We start from the raw sequence: 19,709 nt of genomic DNA, 5'->3' as shown, positions 1-19,709 counted from the left end.
GGATGATTCGGGTTTCAGGCGCGTTGGCTGGAGATCGAGACGACCTCACCGGTGAGGTAGGTGGTGTAGTCGCTGGCGAGCATCGCGATGGTCGCGGCGACCTCCCACACCTCGGCCGCGCGGCCGTAGGCCTCTCGGGAGGCGAGTTCGTCGAGAAGTTCGTCGCTGGTGACCTTGGCCAGGAACGGATGTCGGGCGATCGATGGGGCGATGGCGTTGATGCGCACGCCGAAATCGGCGGCCTCCACCGCCGAACATCGGGTGAGCGCCATCACCCCGGCCTTCGCGGCGGCGTAATGGGCTTGTCCACGTTGGGCTCTCCATCCGAGAACGGACGCGTTGTTGATGATCACGCCGCCGTGTTCGACGGCCCGGAAATAGCGCAGCGCAGCGCGGGTCGCACGGAAGGTGCCGTTGAGGGTGATGTCGAGGACGCGATCCCATTCCTCGTCGGTCATGTCGACGACGGGTGTCTCGCCACCGAGGCCGGCGTTGTTGACCAGGACGTCGATGCGACCGAGTTCGTCTGCGGCAGCGGTGATCAACGCGTCGACCTCGGCGGCCTCCTGCACGTTGCAGGTGACCTGCGCAATGGTCTGGCCGGCGAATTCGGCGGCGAGCTTCTCCCGAGTCTCGCCGAGACGTCGCTCATGCCAGTCGCTGATCACCACGTCCGCGCCTTCGATGAGCGCGCGACGCGCGGTGGCGAAGCCGATGCCGGTGCCGGCCGCGGCGGTCACCACCACCTTGCGACCGGCCAGCAATCCGTGGCCGGGCGTCTCCTCCGGCGGGGTGGCCAGAGGCGAAAGGACGGGTGCGGCGGTGGTGTCGGACACTAGCGCGCCTCTCGGGGTAGGCCGAGCACGCGCTCGGCGATGATGTTGCGCTGCACCTCATTCGAGCCGCCATAGATGGTGTCGGCCCGGGTGAAAAGGAACAGTCGCTGCCAGTCGTCGAGTTCGACGTGGTCGGGCTTGGTGATGTCGTTGTCCGCGCCCTCGGAGGTGCGTGTGGGTCCGATCAGCGACGGTGCGCCGACGACGGCCATCGCCAGTTCGCCGAGATCACGGTGCCAATTGGCCCACAACAGTTTTGACACCGACGCAGCGCCGGAAGCGGAGACGACGTCACCGGCCAGGGTGCGTTGGGCGTGTGCGCGCATCACCTTCAGTCCGATGCCCGCACGGGTCAGCCGAGCGGAGATCTCCGGGTTGCTCACCGCCCCATTGGCTTCGGCGACCTCGACGAGTTCGTTGAGCTCGCGCTCGAATCCGACCTGCTGTCCGAGCGTGGACACCCCACGCTCGAATTGCAGCAGCCCCATGGCGACCTTCCAGCCGTCGCCGGGCTCGCCGACGATGAGGTCGGCGGCGGTGACCGCGTCGTCGAAGAAGACCTCGTTGAACTCCGAAGTGCCGGTGAGCTGTTGGATGGGCCGGACGATGACACCCGGTTGATCGAGGGGCACCAGCAGGAAGCTGAGGCCGCGGTGACGCCCCTTCGACACGCTCGCAGGCTCGCTGCTCAGGTAGCGGGACGGTTCGGTGCGGCAGAGGACGAAGACCCATTGTGCGACGTGCGCGAGAGACGTCCAGATCTTCTGCCCGTTGATCACCCAGCGCGCACCCGGCGCGGGCCCAGTCGACTCGGCGCGATCATCGAGGCGCGCGGTGGTCGACACCCCCGCGAGGTCCGATCCGGCGCCGGGTTCCGAATAGCCTTGCGCCCACAGCTCGGTCACGTTGACGATGCCCGGCAGGAAGCGCTGTTTCTGTTCCTCGGAGCCGAACTCGATCAGGGTGGGCCCGAGCAGTTCCTCGCCCAGATGGTTGACGCGCGCCGGGGCGTTCGCCCGTGCGTACTCCCGGTGGAAGATGATGCGCTGCTCGATCGTCGCGCCGCGGCCACCATATCGAGCCGGCCACCCGAGGCAGGTCCAGCCGGCCGCCGCCAGATGGCGGTCCCAGGCCAGGCGGTCGGCGAAGAACTCGTGCTCGCTGCCCGGACCACCACGGCCCGCGAGGTGGGCGAACTCGCCGGCCAGGTTCGCATCGAGCCACGCACGGACGGCAGACTCGAACTCCTCGGCGGCATTCGGTGTGTTGCGCGCCCATTCACCCAGGTCGACCGCCCGATCGGCCAGATTGATCGAGGTCATGATCGCTAGCATAGCCTACCAAGCAAGTGCTAGGTTGGGTCCATGGATCGCATCCTGACGACGCCTGCTGCCCTGCGCCGCGCCGCCCAGAAGTGGCCCGACGCGACCGCCATCGTCGACGATCAGTGGCCCGATTCCCCGCATCCGCGCATGACACTCTCGTGGTCGGACCTTCTCGACGAGGTACGCACCTTCGCCGGCGCCCTGGTCGCGCTCGACATCGGGCCGGGCGATCGGGTGGCGGTCTGGTCGCCGAACAGTTGGCATTGGCCGGTGGCGGCCCTGGGCGTCCACCATGCCGGCGCAACACTGGTGCCCCTGAACACGCGCTACACCGCCGGCGAGGCCGTCGAGATCATCGAACGTTCCGACGCCAGGGCCGTCATCGTGTCGACAGGGTTCCTCGGTGTCGACCACCTCGCCGATCTGCTGCGCGATCACGCGGACACGCTGCCCGACGTCGTCGTCGGCGTTCTGCTCGAAACGACCGACGATCTGCCCGACGGGGCCATGTCCTGGTGCGACTTCCTCTCCCACGCCACCGACGAAACGCGCGCCGAGGCCGACCGCCACGCCGATGCGGTTGCACCCGAGGACATCTCCGACATCCTTTTCACGTCCGGAACCACCGGGAAGTCGAAAGGTGTTCTCGCCGAACATCAGCAGACCATGGCCGGGTCGTTCGCCTGGGGCTCCAACGGACAACTCGGCCCCGACGACCGCTACCTCATGGTCAACCCGTATTTCCACACATTCGGGTACAAGGCCGGCATCCTGCCGTGCACCCTGTTCGGCGTCACGATGATCCCGCTCGCGGTGTACTCCCCCACCGAGGCGATGAAGCTCGCCGAGGCCCAGCGCGCCACCGTGTTTCCCGGCGCTCCCACGATCTTCCAGACCATCCTCGATGATCCCGACCGCGGCAACCACGATCTGTCGTCGTTGCGGCTGATCGTCACGGGGGCCGCGATCGTGCCGGTGGTGCTGATCGAACGCCTGCAGTCCGACCTCGGCGTCGAAACCGTGATCACCGCCTACGGTCTGACCGAGGCCAGTGGCTTCGTCTCCACCTGCACGCCCGACGACGATGCGGAGACGGTCGCCAACACGTGCGGCCGCGCGTTCGCGGGGATGGAGATCCGTTTGTCTGAGCAGGGCGAGGTACTCGCGCGCGGACGGATGGTGATGCGGGGCTACCTCGACGACCCGCAGGCCACCGCGGAGACCATCGACGCCGACGGGTGGCTGCACACCGGCGACATCGGCACCATCGACGAGCGCGGCAACCTGAAGATCACCGATCGCCTCAAGGACATGTACATCTGCGGCGGATTCAATGTCTACCCGGCCGAGGTCGAGCAGGCCCTGGCGCGTCTCGACGGCGTCACCGAGTCGGCCGTCATCGGAGTGCCGGATGACCGTCTCGGCGAAGTCGGCCGCGCGTTCGTGACGGTTCGCGAGGGCGCCGACCTCGACGAGGAGTCGGTGATCGCCTATTGCCGGGAACACCTGGCGAACTTCAAGGTGCCCCGCACCGTGGTCGTCGTCGAGACCTTCCCCCGCAATGCGGCCGGCAAGATCCTCAAGCGGAACCTGGCCTCGGCGACCTGGCTGTAACACCCAGGGCAGGCGAGCCCGGCCGTCAGCTGCTACAAATCGGGATATGGATCGCTGCCAGTGGCTGATCGAAGCGGGAGCCGTCGACCCCGCGCAGCCCACGCACCGCATCGACACCCATGCCGCGAGCGTTTTTCTCAACGGGAACCGCGCGTGGAAGTTCAAGCGCCCGGTGCGGTTTCGCTACCTCGACTTCACCACAGCCGACCGGCGCCACGCCGCGCTGGATGCCGAGTTGCGGCTGAACCGCCGAACCGCACCGCACCTGTACCGCGCGGTCCACGCGGTCACGCGCGACGACGACGGGCACATCTCGCTGGACGGTCCGGGCAAGACACTGGATTGGGTGCTGGAGATGACCCGCTTCCCCGACGACGCCCCGATGATCAACCGCGCCACACCCGGCGGTCTCGACGATCGATTGCTACAGACGCTCGCCGGCCGGATTGCCGAGCTGCACCGTGCCGCCGAGGTCAGTTGCGATCCGCGCGGCGCGGCGCGGCTGCAGGAGGTCGTCGACGGGAACCTGATCAGCATGACCCGGTTCCCGAACGTGCTCGACGTCGGGCGAGCGAAGGAACTCACCGACCGGTTGACCGGCATCGTCGGCGCACATGCCGATCTCCTCGACGCCCGAGCCGGCGCCGGGCGCGTCCGGCACTGCCATGGCGATCTGCACCTCGGGAACATCGCGATCATCGACGGCGCACCGGTCCCGTTCGACTGCCTCGAGTTCGATCCGGAGATGGCCACCACCGACGTGCTCTACGACCTCGCGTTCCTGGTCATGGACCTCTGGGCGCGCGGTCTTCACCACGAGGCGAACGTGGTCGTCAACGCCTACCTCGACGAATCTCCCGACGACGACGCCGGCTTCGGACTGCTGCCCGTGATGATGAGTGTGCGGGCGACAGTCCGGGCGCATGTCTGCGCGGCCGAGGGGCTCGAGGATGACGCCCGCGACTATCTGGGGCGGGCGTTGCGCCTCGTCGACACGGTCCCCCCGCGATTGATCGCGATCGGCGGCGCGTCGGGCACCGGCAAGTCGACGGTGGCGCGCGCGGTCGGTGGTGATTTCGTCCCGCCACCCGGCGCACGTGTCCTGCGCAGCGATGTACTGCGCAAGCGGTTGGCGGGGGTGCCGATGGACGCCCGACTCCCCCGCTCGAGTTACACCCCCGAGGCGCGCGGGCAGGTCTACGACGAGCTGACCCGGCTGGCCGAACAGACGTTGCGCTGCGGGATGAGCGTGATCGCCGACGCCGTGTTCGGCGAACCGGCGCAGCGCGACGCCATCGAGACCGTCGCATCTCGTGCCGGCTGCGAGTTCACCGGCGTGTGGCTCGAAGTGCCCGAGGCCGAACGCATCGCCCGCATCGAGGCGCGCGGTCCCGACCCCTCCGACGCCGACGCCACGGTCGCCCGCCGCCAGACCACCACCCTCATCCCACCCACCCCGCCCACCACCTGGCTCCCGAATCTGTAGCAGTAGTACGCGCGTGGCGCGTACCACTGCTACGACATCGGGTTCGGGTCGATGGCGGAACCGATCGGCGACTGCGCGCGTCAGATAGTGCGTGGCCAACGAGTCAGCGCTGCGCAGGATGATCGCCGAACACGACGGTGTCTTCACCGCCGAGCAGGCGTATGCCTGTGGCCTCAGCGCCGATCAGGTCTATCGACGTGTCCGTTCGGGTGAATGGATACGCCTGGCACGCGGGGTCTTTCGGGTCACCGACCGAAAGCTGACCACCCGCATGCGGATGCGTATCGCCGTGTTGCGCGTGGGTCCCGGTGCCGTCCTCGCCGGGGCGTCGGCGGCGTGGTGGCACGGTCTCATCGACACCGTGCCGACTGTGCTCACGGTGATCGCCCCTCGTGGGCGTCACGGGAACCAGATCCGAGGCGTCAGGGTGTGGCATCGAACGCTCGATCCTTGCGATCATTGCGTCAAGGACGGCTTGGCGGTCACCGCGCGACCCCTCACAGTCCTTGATGCATCGGTGGACATCGGCGTGCGCGTCATGGATTCGGCGCTGCTCCGCAATCAGGTCTCCATCGTCAACCTGATTGCGGCGCAGGAACGCAACGCCGGACGACGCGGTTCGCCGCGGGCACGCGCAATGCTCGCCGCGATGTCGGCGGGAGCACGCTCGGACGCCGAGCGCAAAGCCGTTGCAATACTACGATCGTCGGACATCTCCGGATGGAGTGTGAACGTTCCCGCGTGCGGCTACGTCCTCGATCTCGCGATCGCAGTACACAAGATCGACATCGAGATCGACGGCTTCGCGTTCCACAGCGACGCCGAGGCTTTCCAGCACGACCGAGAACGCCAGAACGTGCTCATCGCGAACGGGTGGACGGTGCTGAGGTTCACCTGGCACGACCTCACAAACCGCCCCCAATGGGTGCTGGCTCAGATCCGTGCCGCGATCCGGCAGGCGGAGCGCCGCGTTTCGTAGCAATAACCCGCGCAAAGCGCGTGCTATTGCTACGGATTCGGTTCAGGCGCGCGGTTTGACGAGCGGGAAGAGGATGGTTTCGCGGATGCCCAGGCCGGTGAGCGCCATCAGCAGGCGGTCGATGCCCATGCCGGTGCCCGCCGTCGGCGGCATGCCGTACTCCATGGCCGTCAGGAATTCCTCGTCGAGCACCATTGCCTCGTCGTCGCCCGCCGCGGCGAGACGCGCCTGATCGACGAAACGCTCCCGCTGGATGACCGGATCGACGAGTTCGGAATAGCCGGTGGCCAATTCGAAGCCGCGGATGTAGAGGTCCCACTTCTCGACGACGCCCGGCACCGAGCGGTGCGAACGCACCAGCGGCGAGGTCTCGACCGGGAAGTCGCGCACGAACACCGGCTGCGAAAGGTGTCGCCCCACCATGTGTTCCCACAGCTCTTCGACGAGCTTGCCGTGGCCGTAGCCCTTGTCCTTCGGGATCTCCAGGCCGACCTGTTCGGCGATGGCGAGCAGGTCCGCCACCGACGTCTGCGCGGGCACGATCTCCTCGCCCAACGCGTCCGACAGCGACGGGTACATCTCCAGCGACGTCCACTCGCCCGAGAGGTCGTAGTATGTCCCGTCCGGCATCGTCGGCGTCAAGGTACCCAGCGCACCCTCCGAAACCTCTTGCACCAGTTCCCGAGTCATCGCCGCGGCATCGTCGTAGGTGCCGTACGCCTGATAGGTCTCGAGCATCGCGAACTCCGGCGAGTGGGTGGAGTCGGCGCCCTCGTTGCGGAAGTTGCGGTTGATCTCGTAGACGCGCTCGATGCCGCCGACGATGCAGCGCTTGAGGAACAACTCGGGGGCGATGCGCAGGAACAGGTCGATGTCGAAGGCATTCGACCGGGTGGAGAACGGACGTGCGGCGGCACCGCCGTGCAGGGTCTGCAGCATCGGCGTCTCGACCTCGAGGAACCCCCTGCGGTCCAACGCCTTTCGCAGCTCGGAGATCACCGCGATGCGGGTGCGGGCGATGGTCCGCGCCTCGGGTCGCATGATGAGGTCGACGTAGCGTTGCCGGACGCGGGTCTCCTCGTTCATGTCCTTGTGCACGACGGGCAACGGCCGTAACGCCTTCGACGCCATGTCCCACTCGTCGGTCATCACCGACAGTTCGCCGGTGCGTGAACTGATGACCTGACCGTGCACGAACACGATGTCGCCGAGATCGACCTCGGCCTTCCACCGCTTCAGCGACTCTTCGCCGACACCGTTGAAGCTGACCATCGCCTGCAACTGGGTGCCGTCGCCCTCCTGCAGCGTCGCGAAGCAGAGCTTGCCCTTGTTGCGCAGGAAGATGATGCGACCGGCCACACCGACCGTCTCACCGGTCTCGGTGCCCGCCTCGAGGTCCGGATACTTCGCCCGGATCTCTGCCAGGCTCGCCGTCCGTGGAATCGAGACAGGGTAGGCCTCGCGTCCCTCACCCAGGATCGCCTCACGCTTCTCACGACGGATCCGGAGTTGCTCCGGGGTGTTGTCGTCGACGTCGGGCGCGGCGTTCGGCCCGGAAGGGCGGCTGCTGGCTGGGGTACTCACGCCAGAAACCCTAGCGGACAGCTCAGGGCGGGTATTTCCCGATGTCACCCCTCGCGCTGCGGCGGGCCGGTCACCCTCAGTGCGCGGAGATCGCGGCAAGCTCCTGATCGCTGATCCGGCCGGCGATGCGATCGCGACGAAGTGCGCGGAACCCGCCGACGAGGAACACCGCGCCGGTCACGCCGCGGGCCTGCAGGTGCCAGGCGAGCCACTCGGCTTCGTGACCGTCGTCGCTGATCAGCAGCCACCGGCCGTCGAACGCGGCGCGGCTCAGGGACTCGGCACCACCCGGCGTGAGGCGGTCGAGCACGTACGCGGCGTCGATGGCGAGCGCACCGGACAGCACGCCGTCGAGGTCACGTTTGCGCTGGCTGCGGACGTCGACCGGCATCACGCCGGAGGCGAGGAGATCGTGGAAATCGGCGGTCTGAGCCGACAGCTGCGCATCGGAAGCAGCGGCGGCAACGAGATCGGTGGAAGCGAGGACGGCAGTCATGAGAGTTGTCCTGAGGGTGATCGAAAATGAGCGGGGGTCGTCTGAGATCGGGCGGCCGCAGATGCGGAACTCAGCCCTGACAACACTCCAGACAGCTCTTGATCACGGCCGATAGTTTGCCATAGATCGGCGGCGAGCACCAGAGTCTGCGTTGCGCGGTCTCGATACGGCCCCGCCTGGCGGCTCGGCCTACTCGACCATCGAAAGGCACGGCCCCGAACCGACCGCCGATCGGGTAGCGAGACCTCGAGGCACGAGACCCGGTACCTCCGACCGATGATCGAGTAGCGAGACACGAGAGACCTCGAACCGCCGACCGTCAATCGAGTAGCGAGACCTCGAGACACTGGACCCCGTACCTCCGACCGCTGATCAAGCGGCGAGACAGCAAGAGACCTCGAACCCTCCGACCGCTGATCGAGTAGCGACGAACGAAGTGAGGAGCGTATCGAGATCACCGCTGAGCGACTCGCTCAGCGGCGGGTGCGCTGCTGCTTCGACCGCTCGTACACCAGGCGCAGCCCCTCGAGGGTGAGGTGAGTGTGGTGGACGGTGAGGGTCTCACACTCGTCGAACATGAGAGGTGCGAGATAGCCGGTGGCGACGACGGTGACGTCGTCGGAGTCGAAGCCGTCGATGGTGTCGCGGACGCGGTCGACGAGCCCGTCGACCTGGCCGGCGAATCCGTAGAGGATGCCCGACTGCAGCGCCTCGACGGTGTTCTTGCCGAGTACGCTGCGCGGCGGCATCAGTTCGACGCGGCGCACCGTCACGGTGTGTTCGGAGAGTGCCTGCACGGCCAGGTTGACGCCGGGAGCGATTGCCCCGCCGAGGAATTCGCCCTTCGCGGAGATCGCGTCGATGACCGTCGCGGTGCCGAAGGCCACGACGATGCACGGCCCCTTGGGGTACGTGTGATGCGCGGCGACACAATTGGCGACGCGGTCGGTGCCGACTTCCTTCGGGTTGTCGACGAGCAGCGGAACCCCGGTCCGTACACCGGGTTCGAGGAGTACGTGATGCCCGCCGGTACCGAAGTATTGCGGTACCATCACGCGCAGCTCACGCAGCAGCGACGGCACCGTCGACAGCGCGGCCACCCCGGTGACCTGTTCGATGTCGTCGCCGAGGAGCCCGCGGATCATCAGCGCGAGCTCGTCCGACGTGAGGTTGGGGTCGGTGTGAATCCGCCAGTCCCGCACCAATGTTGCGTGATCACCGGAACCGGCGAACACACCGAAGTGGATGTTGGTGTTGCCGGCCTCGACCGTGAGGAGCATGTCAGACCGACGCGGCGGCCGGAATGCGCGGGTCGAGCAGACCGGATCCGGCGGGGACGTCTGCCGGGTCGTCGCCCGCGGTCAGCACGCGGTTGTGATCGTCGACGAAGACAACCGATGGCGAATACGCCTGCAGTTCCTGCTCGTTCATGATGCCGTAGGCGATGATGATCACCAGATCCCCGGGGTGTACGAGATGCGCTGCGGCGCCGTTGATCCCGATGACCCCGGTGCCGCGTTCACCGGCGATCACATAGGTCTCGAGTCGTGCGCCGTTGTCGATGTCGACGATGGTCACCTGCTCGCCTTCGAGAAGGTCGGCGGCGTCGAGCAGATCCTGGTCGACGGTGACGGAGCCGACGTAGTGCAGGTCGGCCTGGGTGACCCTGGCGCGGTGGATCTTGGATTTCATCATGGTGCGAAACATTCAGTACTCCCTGGGGATTCGGCGGGTTCGGCGGTGGACGGGTTGCAAGGTCTAGGGGATCTCGCCGGACGGGACCTCGGACAGGGCGTTGCGTTCGTCGAGGCTCAGTCCGACGGCGACGCCGACGTTGTCGATGAGGCGGGCGGGTCCGAGGCGCGCCGCGACGAGCAGGCGGCCGTGCCCCTTGTCCGGAGCTTCCTCCAGTGCGCGGCCACGCAGGGCGAGATAGTCGACGACGATCTCCGGTGTGGTGTCCAGGACCGCCTGTGCGGCAGCGAGGATCGCGTCCCGTCCGCCGGGTGCGGCGTGCGTTCCCGCGGTCAGGGCCGCCGACAGCGTGGTGGCCAGTTGCCGTTGCTCCGGCGACAGATAGCGGTTGCGCGACGACATCGCCAAGCCGTCGGCTTCGCGAATCGTTGGCACGCCGACGATCTCGACGTCGAGATTCAGGTCGGCCGCCATCTGGGTGATGAGGACGAGCTGCTGGTAGTCCTTTTCGCCGAAGAACGCAGCGTGCGGCGCGGCGATGTTCAGCAGTTTGTTCACCACGGTGAGCATCCCGGCGAAATGCCCTGGACGCGAGGCACCGTCGAGGATCTCGCCGGCCGGTCCCGGCTCGATGGTGGTCCGCGGACCGGTCGGGTACATGTCGGACACGGTCGGGGCGAAGACCAGCTCGACGCCCAGGGGCCGCAGCAGCTCGAGGTCCGCGTCGAACGTCCGCGGATAGGCGTCCAGGTCCTCGTTGACACCGAATTGCAGCGGGTTGACGAAGATCGACACGATCACCACGGTGTTGCCCTTGGCCTTGGCCGCCCGCACCAGCCCGAGGTGACCGGCGTGCAGGGCGCCCATGGTGGGCACCAGGACGACTCGCTTCCCGGCACGACGCAGCGCGACACTCACCCGGTGCAAGGTGGCGGGATCCCGATGAACAGTGAGCTCACCTGGTACATAAGACTTTTCGGTCAGTTCCACACTCACGTTCCCTCCAGGACGTCGAGCAGTTCGGCCGGCGCATCGGTGCGGGTGGCGGTCCGTGCAGCCATCACACGATAGGCGTCGACGATGCCGACGTCGGGTCGTCCGGCCGACTTGGGCAGGGCGCGCAATGCGGCCAGATGGTCGGCGACCGCGCGGGCGTCGCCGCGGGCGACCGGGCCGGTGAGTGCACCGGACCCCATCTCCAGCACGTTCTGCAGCGATGCCGTCACCAGGGGTGCCAGGATGCGTTCGGCCAGCATCGTCGCGCCGCCGTCCACCGTGGCGTTGTCGCGGCCCGACCGGCCGGCCGTGCCGTCGATCGCGGCGTTCAGCGCGGTGACGGCGTCGCAGATGAGAGTGATGAGGTGATTCGCGCCGTGCGCCAGCGCGGCGTGATAGAGGACGCGGTCGGTCTCGGCGATGCGCACCGGTTCGCCGCCCATCTCGAGCACGAGGGATTGCGCGATGGCGAATCCGACCTCGTCGGCGGCGGTGACCCCGAAACAGGCCCGCCGCAACCGGGAGGTGTCCTCGTCGGTGCCCACGAAGGTCATGGCGGGGTGGATCGCCAGCGGCAACGCCCCCAGCTCGGACAATGGTGCCAGTACCCCGACCCCTTTGGCGCCGGCCGTGTGGGCAACGAGAGTCTTCGGGCGCAGCGCTCCGGATCGTGCGATGTCGTCGATGACCGTCGGCAACTCGGCGTCGGGCACCGCGAGCACCAGCAACTCGGACCGGGCGACGACGGCCCCGAGGTCCAGGATCTCCGAATCCGGTAGTCGCGCAGCGGAACGGCGGCGGGAGGCATCCGATCGGGCCACCACCGCACCGACGATGTGCCCGGCGGTCTCGAGCGCTTCGCCGATCGCGGTACCGACGCGACCCGCCGAGACGATGCCGACGGTGAGTCGTGCGGGTGCGGGGAGATTGGAGACACCGGCCAGTGCGTCCCGGGCAGCGCGGGACGAGCCCACGACGGGGCCGAGATCATCGCTCGGTGAGGTCACCGCTGTCCTCCGGGTTGGCCGTTCCAGTCCCGGCGAAACGCGGGTACCAGACGTTGCAGTGCAAGAGTAGGCCCACCGCGCAGCATGTGGCCATTGCGTGTGATGCGGTTCACGCGGACGCGCTGTGGCGCCGTCCGGGCGTCAGTCAGTCCTCGCGACGACGACGGCCACCGGCCGCACCGGCCTCACGTAGCTGACTGAGGAGTTCCGATACCGGCAGGCCCGCGGTGTGTGCGTTCTCGCCGTCGTCGGATGTGCGCCGCCGCCGGCGACCTGGAATGACCGGGGCGGCGGCGCCGGCGGTCTCATGCCTGCCGATGCCCCCGAACGCGGGTTCACCGTAGGGTGCCTCCACTTCGGAGTCGACGGTGCCCGACTCCTCCAGGTCCGACTCTTCCAGGTCCAGCTCCTCCAGGTCCGACTCCTCGGCATCGACATCCACCACCGAGACCTCGTCGACTTCCTCGATGACGGCCTCGGCGGCCGGCTCGGTTACCGACGGTTCGGCGGCGTCGACGAACTCCGCGTCCTCCACGGGCTCCGGCTCGGCCGGCGATTCCGTGGCGATCCGCCCGGAGACGGGCACTTCGTCGGTGATGACCGGGATGACCTCGGTGAGTTCATTCGGATCGACGTCGATCGGCACATGCCGGCCGAGGTCGGCAGCGGGAGCGGTCGCCGCGAAATCACGGGCGGCGAGAACACTGTCGTCCGTGCCGCCGTAGCGCCGGTAGTCCTCGCCGCCGATGCCCGAGGCCAGCTCACGGAGCTTCTCGCTGGGCAGCGCGACGCGGGGATCGGGCAACGACTCGCCGAGCAGCATCTCGAGGCTGGCCCGCAGCGCCAGGACCTGCGCCTTGAGTTCGGCCATCTCCTCACCCGTCTCGGCGCTGACCTCTTTGCGGATGGTCGTCTCGACGTCGAGCTCATACTGACGGCGCGCCGCGATCTCCCGTTCGAGCTGGAGTTCGTAGACGAGGCGCAGATCGCGGCTCTTGGCCTCGGCGCTCTCGGCTTGACGACGGAACTTGGTGACCAGGATGGCGCCGATCACCGCCGCCCACAACGCCGCGATGACGGCCAGCGACCCGGATACCGACAACTGGTCGGTGAACACCATGAGGATGCTCGCGACCAGCGCCAAGACGATGAGCAGCCCCAGCAGCCACTGTCCCACCGATCTTCCGGAGCGCCGCGTCTCAGCGGAACGGCCATTAGGGGTCGTCATGTCCGTGAACTTACCGCCTGCCGCCGCCGATATCGGCGAACCGGGGCGGAGAGTCACGATTGGGGGCATGCATCAGGCAGGCCCGGGATGGCCTCCGCGACCGCCGAGCGCATCGTCGGTGGGATCATCTGGTGCTCGGCAACAGTATTCGAGCCACAGCGCCGCACCCGCCAGCAACACGCCGCCGATGAGGCCGACGATCGCTCCCGGCCGGTCATGGTCGGCCGCCGCCAACTCGTGCTGGGTCAGCAGGAACACCAGGACGCCGGCCCACACGCCGGTCGCGATCGCACCGAGAATCGCCGACGCCTTGGCCAGCGCCAGCACCCTGGCGGCGGTGAGCGGATGAAGTTGCCCCCGGGCCCGACCGACATCGCGTGACTCGACCCGCGACCGCACGATCACCGCGATCACCACTTCGAGCGCGGCCAGAATGTAGAGCACCACCCCGGCGAGCAACGGGACCGCCGGCAGGCTGCCGTAGTTGTAGCGCACGAGTATCCACGCGACGATCCCGACCACGACGGCGATCGCGACCAGGTCGCGGACGCGCGTGGGTCCCATCGCCGGCTTCTCCTCGGGAGACTTGCCCGGCGGTGTCTTCGGTGCGGTCATCGGGTGACTCCCAGCTGCGCTACGGGGACCACCGCGTCGCGCTCGGCGGGATCGATGCGGTCGAGCAACTCGGCCACACCGACGTGGCCGCCGGGCGTCCACAGCGCGGCGTCGGGCTCGATCTCCCGCCACGGCACCAGCACGAAGGCCCGCTCGGCAGCGCGCGGATGCGGCAACAGCAGATCGGGATCGTCGCTGCGGACCGTTTCCCCGCCGGCGCTCACCGTGATCACATCGACATCGAGAGTTCTTGGCCCCCAATGTATCTCACGGGTTCGATCGGCGGCCTGCTCGAGCTCGGCGCCGGCGGCCAGCCACTCACCGGGGCTGCGGTCGCCCTCCACGATGAGCGTGATGTTGTAGAAGTCGTCCTGCTCGACCCCACCCCAGGGCGGGGTGGCGTAGACCGCGGACACAGCGACGAGGTCGTCGGCGAACCGGTCGACGACGGTGGACAGGTACGCGATCCGGTCCCCGATGTTGGACCCCGCGGAGAGGACGGCCCGTGTGCCCGGGGACGGCCCCCTGACGCCGGTCATCGCGCCCCCATCGACTTACGGGACCGGCGCGCGACAACGGCGACGTCGGAGAACTGCAGAGGGATCGGCGCCGACGGTTTGTGCACGACGACCTCGCACGCGGCGATCCGTTCGTCGTCCATGATCGCCTCGGCCACTTCGGCGCTGACCGTCTCGATGAGGTTGCGTGGTTCGCCGGCGACGATGTCGTGTGCGCGCTGCGCCAGCGCCCCGTAGTCGACGGTGTCGGCGAGGTCGTCGGTGGCCGCCGCCGTCGAGAGGTCGAGCCACAGCGTGATGTCGAGGAGGAAGTCCTGCCCGTCGCGACGTTCGTGGTCGAACACCCCGTGATACCCGCGAACACGGAGTCCGCGCAATTCGATCCGGTCCGCCATCAGTCCCCCACCGCCGAGTCGGCATCGACGAGATCCACCGAGCCACGACGACCGCCGGCGCGCCAGGCGGCGGCGACGGCGACGGCGTCGCGACTGGCCTGCACATCGTGGACCCGGACCGCCCAGGCGCCGTCGGCGGCGGCGAGCGCGGAGATGGCGGCGGTCGCGATCTCCCGTCCGGCGGGCGGACGCGGTTCGTCGCCCGACGACAGCAGGGAGCCCAGGAAACGTTTGCGTGAGGCGCCGACGAGGACCGGGAAGCCCAGACCGACCAGCGTCGGCAGTGCGTGGAGCAGCGCCCAGTTGTGTTCGGCGGTCTTGGCGAATCCCAGGCCCGGATCGAGGATGATCCGGGACGGGTCGACGCCGGCGGCGACCGCGGCATCCACCTGCGCCAGCAACTCGCCACTGACCTCGGCCACGACGTCCCGGTAGCCACCCACGTCGTCGATGCGGTGGGTGAACGCGCGCGTCGCCTCGGCGGGTTCGATCGGCCGCCAGTGCATCAGAATCCAGGGCAGACCGGCGTCGGCGACGACTCGGGCCATGTCGGGGTCGGCCCGTCCGCCGGACACGTCGTTGATGACGGTGGCGCCCGCCTCGATGGCGGCGGCGGCCACCGTCGCGCGCATCGTGTCGACCGAGATGGGTACGCCCGTACCGGACAGTCCCGAGATCACCGGGGTCACCCGCGCGGCCTCCTCATCCGGGTCGACCCGGATGGCGCCTGGTCGGGTGGACTCGCCGCCGACGTCGATCAAGTCGGCGCCCTGGCCGATCAGTTCGTGGCCGTGCCCGATAGCCGTGTCGTGATCGAGGTAGCGGCCACCGTCGGAGAACGAATCGGCCGTGACGTTGATGACCCCCATCACGAGGGTCCGAGAGGCCCCTTTGTCGGCTGCCACAGTCCGCATCTGGCCGCGGTCAGGGCCGAGAGATCAGATCGAGAGCCTCGCCCCGCGAGACCGCGCTCGTCTTGAACAGCCCCCGAACCGCTGATGTGGTGGTCCGGGCACCCGGCTTGCGGATGCCGCGCATGGCCATGCAGAGATGTTCCGCCTCGATCACCACGATCACCCCGCGCGGTTGCAGTCGCGAGACCATCGCGTCCGCGATCTGGCTGGTCAGTCGTTCCTGAACCTGCGGACGCTTGGCGTAGAGGTCGACGAGCCGGGCCAGCTTGGACAGTCCGGTCACCTGCCCCGACTCGCCGGGGATGTAGCCGACGTGGGCGACGCCGTGGAACGACACGAGGTGATGCTCGCAGGTCGAGTACATCGGGATGTCCTTGACCAGCACCAGTTCGTCGTGGTTCTCGTCGAACGTGGTGGCCAGCACCGCGCTGGGGTCGGTGTAGAGACCGGCGAACATCTCGCGATAGGCGTTGGCGACGCGGGTCGGGGTGCGCTCCAGGCCCTCCCGATCCGGGTCTTCGCCGACCGCGATCAGCAGTTCACGCACTGCCGCCTCCGCCCGTAACTGGTCGAAGTGCCGACCGTCGGCGGTGGCTTTGACCTGCCCGTCGTCTGAGCCCGGTGATACCACGATGGACTCGCGGTGCTCACTGATCGTCATCGTCGTGTGATCCGTTCTCGTACCGTGGCGTCAGGAACCGAAATTGTTGCCGTGCCCGGTCGGGTAGTCACCGTTTCCGTTGTCGCGGTTGGGCTGATCGCCGTTCGAACCGTCGGCCCGGTGTGCGCCCGCGCCGTTGGAACCGTTCGGCGGCTCACCCTGCGGCGGCCATCCGGGGGCCGACCAGTCGCGTGGGGCGCCGTAGTCCGGCCGGGTGCCACCCGGCGTGGGCTGGCCGGTGTAGCCGCCGTACGGCGAACGCCCGGGCGCCGACTGCGGTGGGTAGGCCGGTGGATACGACTGTCCCGGAGCAGGATTCGGATATCCGCCGGGCTGATACGAGCCGGGCTGATGCGATCCGCCGGGCGGCTGCGGTGCGGGTGCGCCGAGGGTCTGCGCCACCCCCACCGGCTCCGGCGCCACCGGCTTCGGCGGCGGCCACGGTTCGCCCCGCTCCATCGCCAGTTCGCCCGGCGTCTTGACCGGCGGCTTGTCGCTGGGGGTGCGATCACCGAACTCGTTGAACGCGGTGATCCGCGGACGCTTGTTGACCCCGGAGAAGATCTGCTGCAGGTCCTTGCGGGTCAGCGTCTCCTTCTCGAGGAGTTCGCTCGCCAGCACGTCGAGGGTGTCGCGGTACTCCGAGAGGATCGACCACGCCTCGGTGTGCGCGGCTTCGATGAGGCGGCGGACCTCGTCGTCGATCTCGGTCGCCACGCCCACCGAGTAGTCGGTCTGAGTGCCCATCGACCGGCCCAGGAACGGGTCGCCCTGCTCCTGCCCGTAGCGGACCGCGCCGAGTTTGGCGCTCATGCCGTACTCGGTGACCATCGCCCGGGCGATCTTGGTGGCCTGGTCGATGTCCGACGACGCACCGGTGGTCGGCTCGTGGAAGACCAGCTCCTCGGCGGCGCGACCGCCCATCGCCATCACCAGACGCGCGATCATCTCCGACCGCGTCATCAGTTCCTTGTCCTGCTCGGGCACCGCGAGCGCATGTCCACCGGTGCGGCCACGCGCGAGGATGGTGACCTTGTAGATCGGGTCGAGGTCCGGCATCGCCCACGCGGCCAGCGTGTGACCACCCTCGTGGTAGGCGACGACCTTCTTCTCGTGCTCGCTGATGATGCGGCTCTTGCGGCGCGGACCGCCGATGACGCGGTCGACCGCCTCCTCGAGCATCTCCGCGGTGATCGTCTGCTTGTTCTCGCGCGCGGCCAGCAAGGCGGCCTCGTTGACGACGTTCGCCAGATCGGCGCCCGACATACCCGGCGTCCGTTTGGCCAGGCCGTCGAGGTCGGCGTCGGGCGCGATCGGCTTGCCCTTGGCATGCACCTTCAGGATCGCGCGGCGACCCGCGATGTCCGGGTTGCCGACGGGGATCTGCCGGTCGAAGCGGCCGGGACGCAGCAGCGCCGGGTCCAGGATGTCGGGACGGTTGGTGGCCGCGATGAGGATGACGCCCGAGCGGTCGCCGAAGCCGTCCATCTCCACCAGCAGCTGGTTGAGGGTCTGCTCGCGCTCGTCGTGGCCGCCGCCGAGGCCGGCGCCGCGCTGGCGACCGACCGCGTCGATCTCGTCCACGAAGATGATGCAGGGGCTGTTGTTCTTGGCCTGCTCGAACAGGTCGCGCACCCGGGAGGCGCCGACGCCGACGAACATCTCGACGAAGTCCGAGCCGGAGATGGTGAAGAACGGCACGCCGGCCTCCCCGGCGACGGCGCGGGCGAGCAGCGTCTTACCGGTGCCGGGCGGACCGTAGAGCAGCACGCCCTTGGGGATCTTCGCGCCCACGGCCTGGTACCGGGCCGGGTTCTGCAGGAAGTCCTTGATCTCGTAGAGCTCTTCGACCGCTTCGTCGGCACCGGCGACGTCGGCGAACGTGGTCTTGGGCATGTCCTTGGTCAGCTGCTTGGCCCGGGACTTGCCGAAGCCCATGACGCCGCCGCGGCCGCCGCCCTGCATGCGGTTCATCACGAAGAAGAACAGACCGAACAGCAGCAGCATCGGCAGGATGAAGATCAGGATCTGCCACAGGGCCGACTGCTGGCTGACGTTGGTCTGATAGGGCGCCCCGGTCTTCGTGACCGAGTCGAAGACCTGCTCACCGGCCGACGCCGGGTACTTCGCGCTGATCTTGGTGACGTCGTCGCCGTCGATCTTGATCGGCTCCTTGAGCTCGATCCGCAGAGTCTGTTCGCGGTCGTCGATGTCGATCCGGCTGGTGTTCTTGACGTTGAGCTGCGTCAACGCGACCGAGGTGTCGACGCCTCGGTACTCGCGACCCGAGTCGCGCATCGCGGTCCAGCCCCAGATGGCCAGCACGATCAGCGCCAGGACGGCGAGATTGCGGAAGACTGACTTACGGTTCATGCGTGTTGGTGGCGGTCGGGGTCGTCGTCGCCGACGTGACCCGCTCTCGATCCACTGTCCTTCCCGGTTGACGGACTGCCGGCAGCACTATTGCCGGGCTCACTTCTAGAGGCTACCGGTCAACGATCAAGCAGGGAAAACCGTTCCGTCGTATCCGCGAGAGGGACCGGTCAGTGCTCGTACACCGATGGCCGCAGGAGACCGATGTACGGCAGATCGCGGTAGCGCTCGGCGTAGTCAAGGCCGTACCCGACGACGAACTCGTTGGCGATGTCGAATCCGACGTCGGCGACGTCCACCGGCGACCGCACCGCCTCCGGCTTACGGAGCAGCGTGCACACCTCGAGGGTGCGGGGATTACGGGTGGCCAGATTCCTCATCAGCCACGACAGGGTCAGCCCCGAGTCGATGATGTCCTCGACGATGAGGACATCACGGCCCTCGATGTCGCGGTCGAGGTCCTTGAGGATGCGGACCACGCCCGACGACGACGTGGACGAGCCGTAACTCGAGACCGCCATGAACTCCATCTGGGAGGGAATCGGGAGAGCGCGCGCGAAATCCGTCATGAACATGATCGCGCCCTTGAGGACTCCGATCAGGACGAGATCCTCGTCGGTCTGCGTGTACCGGGCGGCCACCGAGTCGGCCAGCTCCTGCGTGCGTTGCCTGATCTGTTCCTCGGTGATCAGAATCGATTCGATGTCGTCGCCGTACGGGTCTGGGAGCTGCACGTGTCTAGCTTGTCACGGGTCGGCTGCTTCCAGCGCACAAGGCGCCCTTGGACCTCTGACTCGGTGTCGCCCGTTCAGCCGACAGTCGTTGTGCGTTTGATCACACTACGATTACGAAAGGCAACACGCATTCACAGATGACACATTTTTTGACCGCAGTGAACAAGAGTTTGTGAAAGTGAAGTTGTTCGTGGCAAATTGATTCTTCCGGGGTCGAATCATTTGCACCGCGAACAAACAGCAGCCAGTCCGC

19 protein-coding genes are annotated in these 19,709 nt (G+C 67.8%); 3 read left to right on the top strand and 16 right to left on the bottom strand.

The genetic code is table 11. The features are described from left to right. Positions 1 to 14: 14 nt before the first annotated feature. Positions 15 to 836, bottom strand: coding sequence for an SDR family oxidoreductase (locus ACWDTI_RS20555; protein WP_449739974.1), 822 nt, complete (start codon positions 834 to 836; stop codon positions 15 to 17). Next, positions 836 to 2,158 (bottom strand): acyl-CoA dehydrogenase family protein, encoded by a 1,323-nt coding sequence (locus ACWDTI_RS20550; RefSeq protein WP_449739973.1) that lies wholly within the window; start codon positions 2,156 to 2,158, stop codon positions 836 to 838. Before ACWDTI_RS20550 ends, ACWDTI_RS20555 begins: the two co-directional genes overlap by 1 nt. A gap of 42 nt (positions 2,159 to 2,200) precedes the next feature. Between ACWDTI_RS20550 and ACWDTI_RS20545 the strand changes: the two genes are divergently transcribed. The 3 genes from ACWDTI_RS20545 to ACWDTI_RS20535 all read left to right on the top strand — a co-directional run bounded on the left by ACWDTI_RS20545 (position 2,201) and on the right by ACWDTI_RS20535 (position 6,240). Beyond that, positions 2,201 to 3,775 (top strand): FadD3 family acyl-CoA ligase, encoded by a 1,575-nt coding sequence (locus ACWDTI_RS20545; RefSeq protein ID WP_449739972.1) that lies wholly within the window; start codon positions 2,201 to 2,203, stop codon positions 3,773 to 3,775. Between the two features lie 46 nt (positions 3,776 to 3,821). Next, entirely contained in the window at positions 3,822 to 5,261 is a 1,440-nt protein-coding gene (locus ACWDTI_RS20540) for a bifunctional aminoglycoside phosphotransferase/ATP-binding protein (RefSeq protein ID WP_449739971.1), read from the top strand. Positions 5,262 to 5,352: 91 nt separating this feature from the next. Further along, entirely contained in the window at positions 5,353 to 6,240 is an 888-nt protein-coding gene (locus ACWDTI_RS20535) for a DUF559 domain-containing protein (protein WP_449739970.1), read from the top strand. A gap of 42 nt (positions 6,241 to 6,282) precedes the next feature. Here the strand turns inward: ACWDTI_RS20535 and lysS are convergent, their stop codons facing one another. The 14 genes from lysS to hpt all read right to left on the bottom strand — a co-directional run bounded on the left by lysS (position 6,283) and on the right by hpt (position 19,456). Next, entirely contained in the window at positions 6,283 to 7,824 is a 1,542-nt protein-coding gene (gene lysS, locus ACWDTI_RS20530) for a lysine--tRNA ligase (protein ID WP_449739969.1), read from the bottom strand. Positions 7,825 to 7,900: 76 nt separating this feature from the next. Further along, on the bottom strand, positions 7,901 to 8,320 hold the full coding sequence (locus tag ACWDTI_RS20525) for a rhodanese-like domain-containing protein (RefSeq protein WP_449739968.1): 420 nt from the start codon (positions 8,318 to 8,320) through the stop codon (positions 7,901 to 7,903). A 473-nt stretch (positions 8,321 to 8,793) separates the two neighbouring features. After that, positions 8,794 to 9,600 (bottom strand): type III pantothenate kinase, encoded by an 807-nt coding sequence (locus tag ACWDTI_RS20520; protein ID WP_449739967.1) that lies wholly within the window; start codon positions 9,598 to 9,600, stop codon positions 8,794 to 8,796. Position 9,601: 1 nt separating this feature from the next. Next, positions 9,602 to 10,027, bottom strand: a complete 426-nt coding sequence (panD, locus tag ACWDTI_RS20515) for an aspartate 1-decarboxylase (RefSeq protein ID WP_449739966.1) — start codon at positions 10,025 to 10,027, stop codon at positions 9,602 to 9,604. A 51-nt stretch (positions 10,028 to 10,078) separates the two neighbouring features. Continuing rightward, on the bottom strand, positions 10,079 to 11,011 hold the full coding sequence (gene panC, locus ACWDTI_RS20510; RefSeq protein ID WP_449739965.1) for a pantoate--beta-alanine ligase: 933 nt from the start codon (positions 11,009 to 11,011) through the stop codon (positions 10,079 to 10,081). Beyond that, positions 11,008 to 12,018, bottom strand: a complete 1,011-nt coding sequence (locus ACWDTI_RS20505) for a Rossmann-like and DUF2520 domain-containing protein (RefSeq protein WP_449739964.1) — start codon at positions 12,016 to 12,018, stop codon at positions 11,008 to 11,010. Before ACWDTI_RS20505 ends, panC begins: the two co-directional genes overlap by 4 nt. Positions 12,019 to 12,163: 145 nt before the next feature. Next, on the bottom strand, positions 12,164 to 13,246 hold the full coding sequence (locus tag ACWDTI_RS20500) for a DUF6779 domain-containing protein (RefSeq protein WP_449739963.1): 1,083 nt from the start codon (positions 13,244 to 13,246) through the stop codon (positions 12,164 to 12,166). Positions 13,247 to 13,318: 72 nt separating this feature from the next. After that, on the bottom strand, positions 13,319 to 13,861 hold the full coding sequence (locus ACWDTI_RS20495; RefSeq protein WP_449739962.1) for a DUF3180 domain-containing protein: 543 nt from the start codon (positions 13,859 to 13,861) through the stop codon (positions 13,319 to 13,321). After that, positions 13,858 to 14,400 (bottom strand): 2-amino-4-hydroxy-6-hydroxymethyldihydropteridine diphosphokinase, encoded by a 543-nt coding sequence (gene folK / locus ACWDTI_RS20490; RefSeq protein ID WP_449739961.1) that lies wholly within the window; start codon positions 14,398 to 14,400, stop codon positions 13,858 to 13,860. Before folK ends, ACWDTI_RS20495 begins: the two co-directional genes overlap by 4 nt. Further along, on the bottom strand, positions 14,397 to 14,774 hold the full coding sequence (gene folB / locus ACWDTI_RS20485) for a dihydroneopterin aldolase (RefSeq protein ID WP_449739960.1): 378 nt from the start codon (positions 14,772 to 14,774) through the stop codon (positions 14,397 to 14,399). Before folB ends, folK begins: the two co-directional genes overlap by 4 nt. Further along, positions 14,774 to 15,643, bottom strand: coding sequence for a dihydropteroate synthase (folP, locus tag ACWDTI_RS20480; protein WP_449739959.1), 870 nt, complete (start codon positions 15,641 to 15,643; stop codon positions 14,774 to 14,776). Before folP ends, folB begins: the two co-directional genes overlap by 1 nt. Positions 15,644 to 15,698: 55 nt before the next feature. Then, positions 15,699 to 16,349, bottom strand: a complete 651-nt coding sequence (gene folE / locus ACWDTI_RS20475) for a GTP cyclohydrolase I FolE (RefSeq protein ID WP_449739958.1) — start codon at positions 16,347 to 16,349, stop codon at positions 15,699 to 15,701. Positions 16,350 to 16,379: 30 nt separating this feature from the next. Next, positions 16,380 to 18,722: an ATP-dependent zinc metalloprotease FtsH gene (gene ftsH / locus ACWDTI_RS20470; protein ID WP_449739957.1), complete on the bottom strand. Its 2,343-nt coding sequence runs from the start codon at positions 18,720 to 18,722 to the stop codon at positions 16,380 to 16,382. A 170-nt stretch (positions 18,723 to 18,892) separates the two neighbouring features. Next, positions 18,893 to 19,456 carry a hypoxanthine phosphoribosyltransferase gene (gene hpt / locus ACWDTI_RS20465; protein ID WP_449739956.1) on the bottom strand — a complete coding sequence of 188 codons (564 nt, stop codon included), beginning with the start codon at positions 19,454 to 19,456 and terminating at the stop codon, positions 18,893 to 18,895. Between the last annotated feature and the right edge of the window lie 253 nt (positions 19,457 to 19,709).

It is taken from the genome of Gordonia sp. NPDC003424 (genome assembly GCF_053588655.1).
This window is presented reverse-complemented; position numbering and strand designations above follow the sequence as displayed.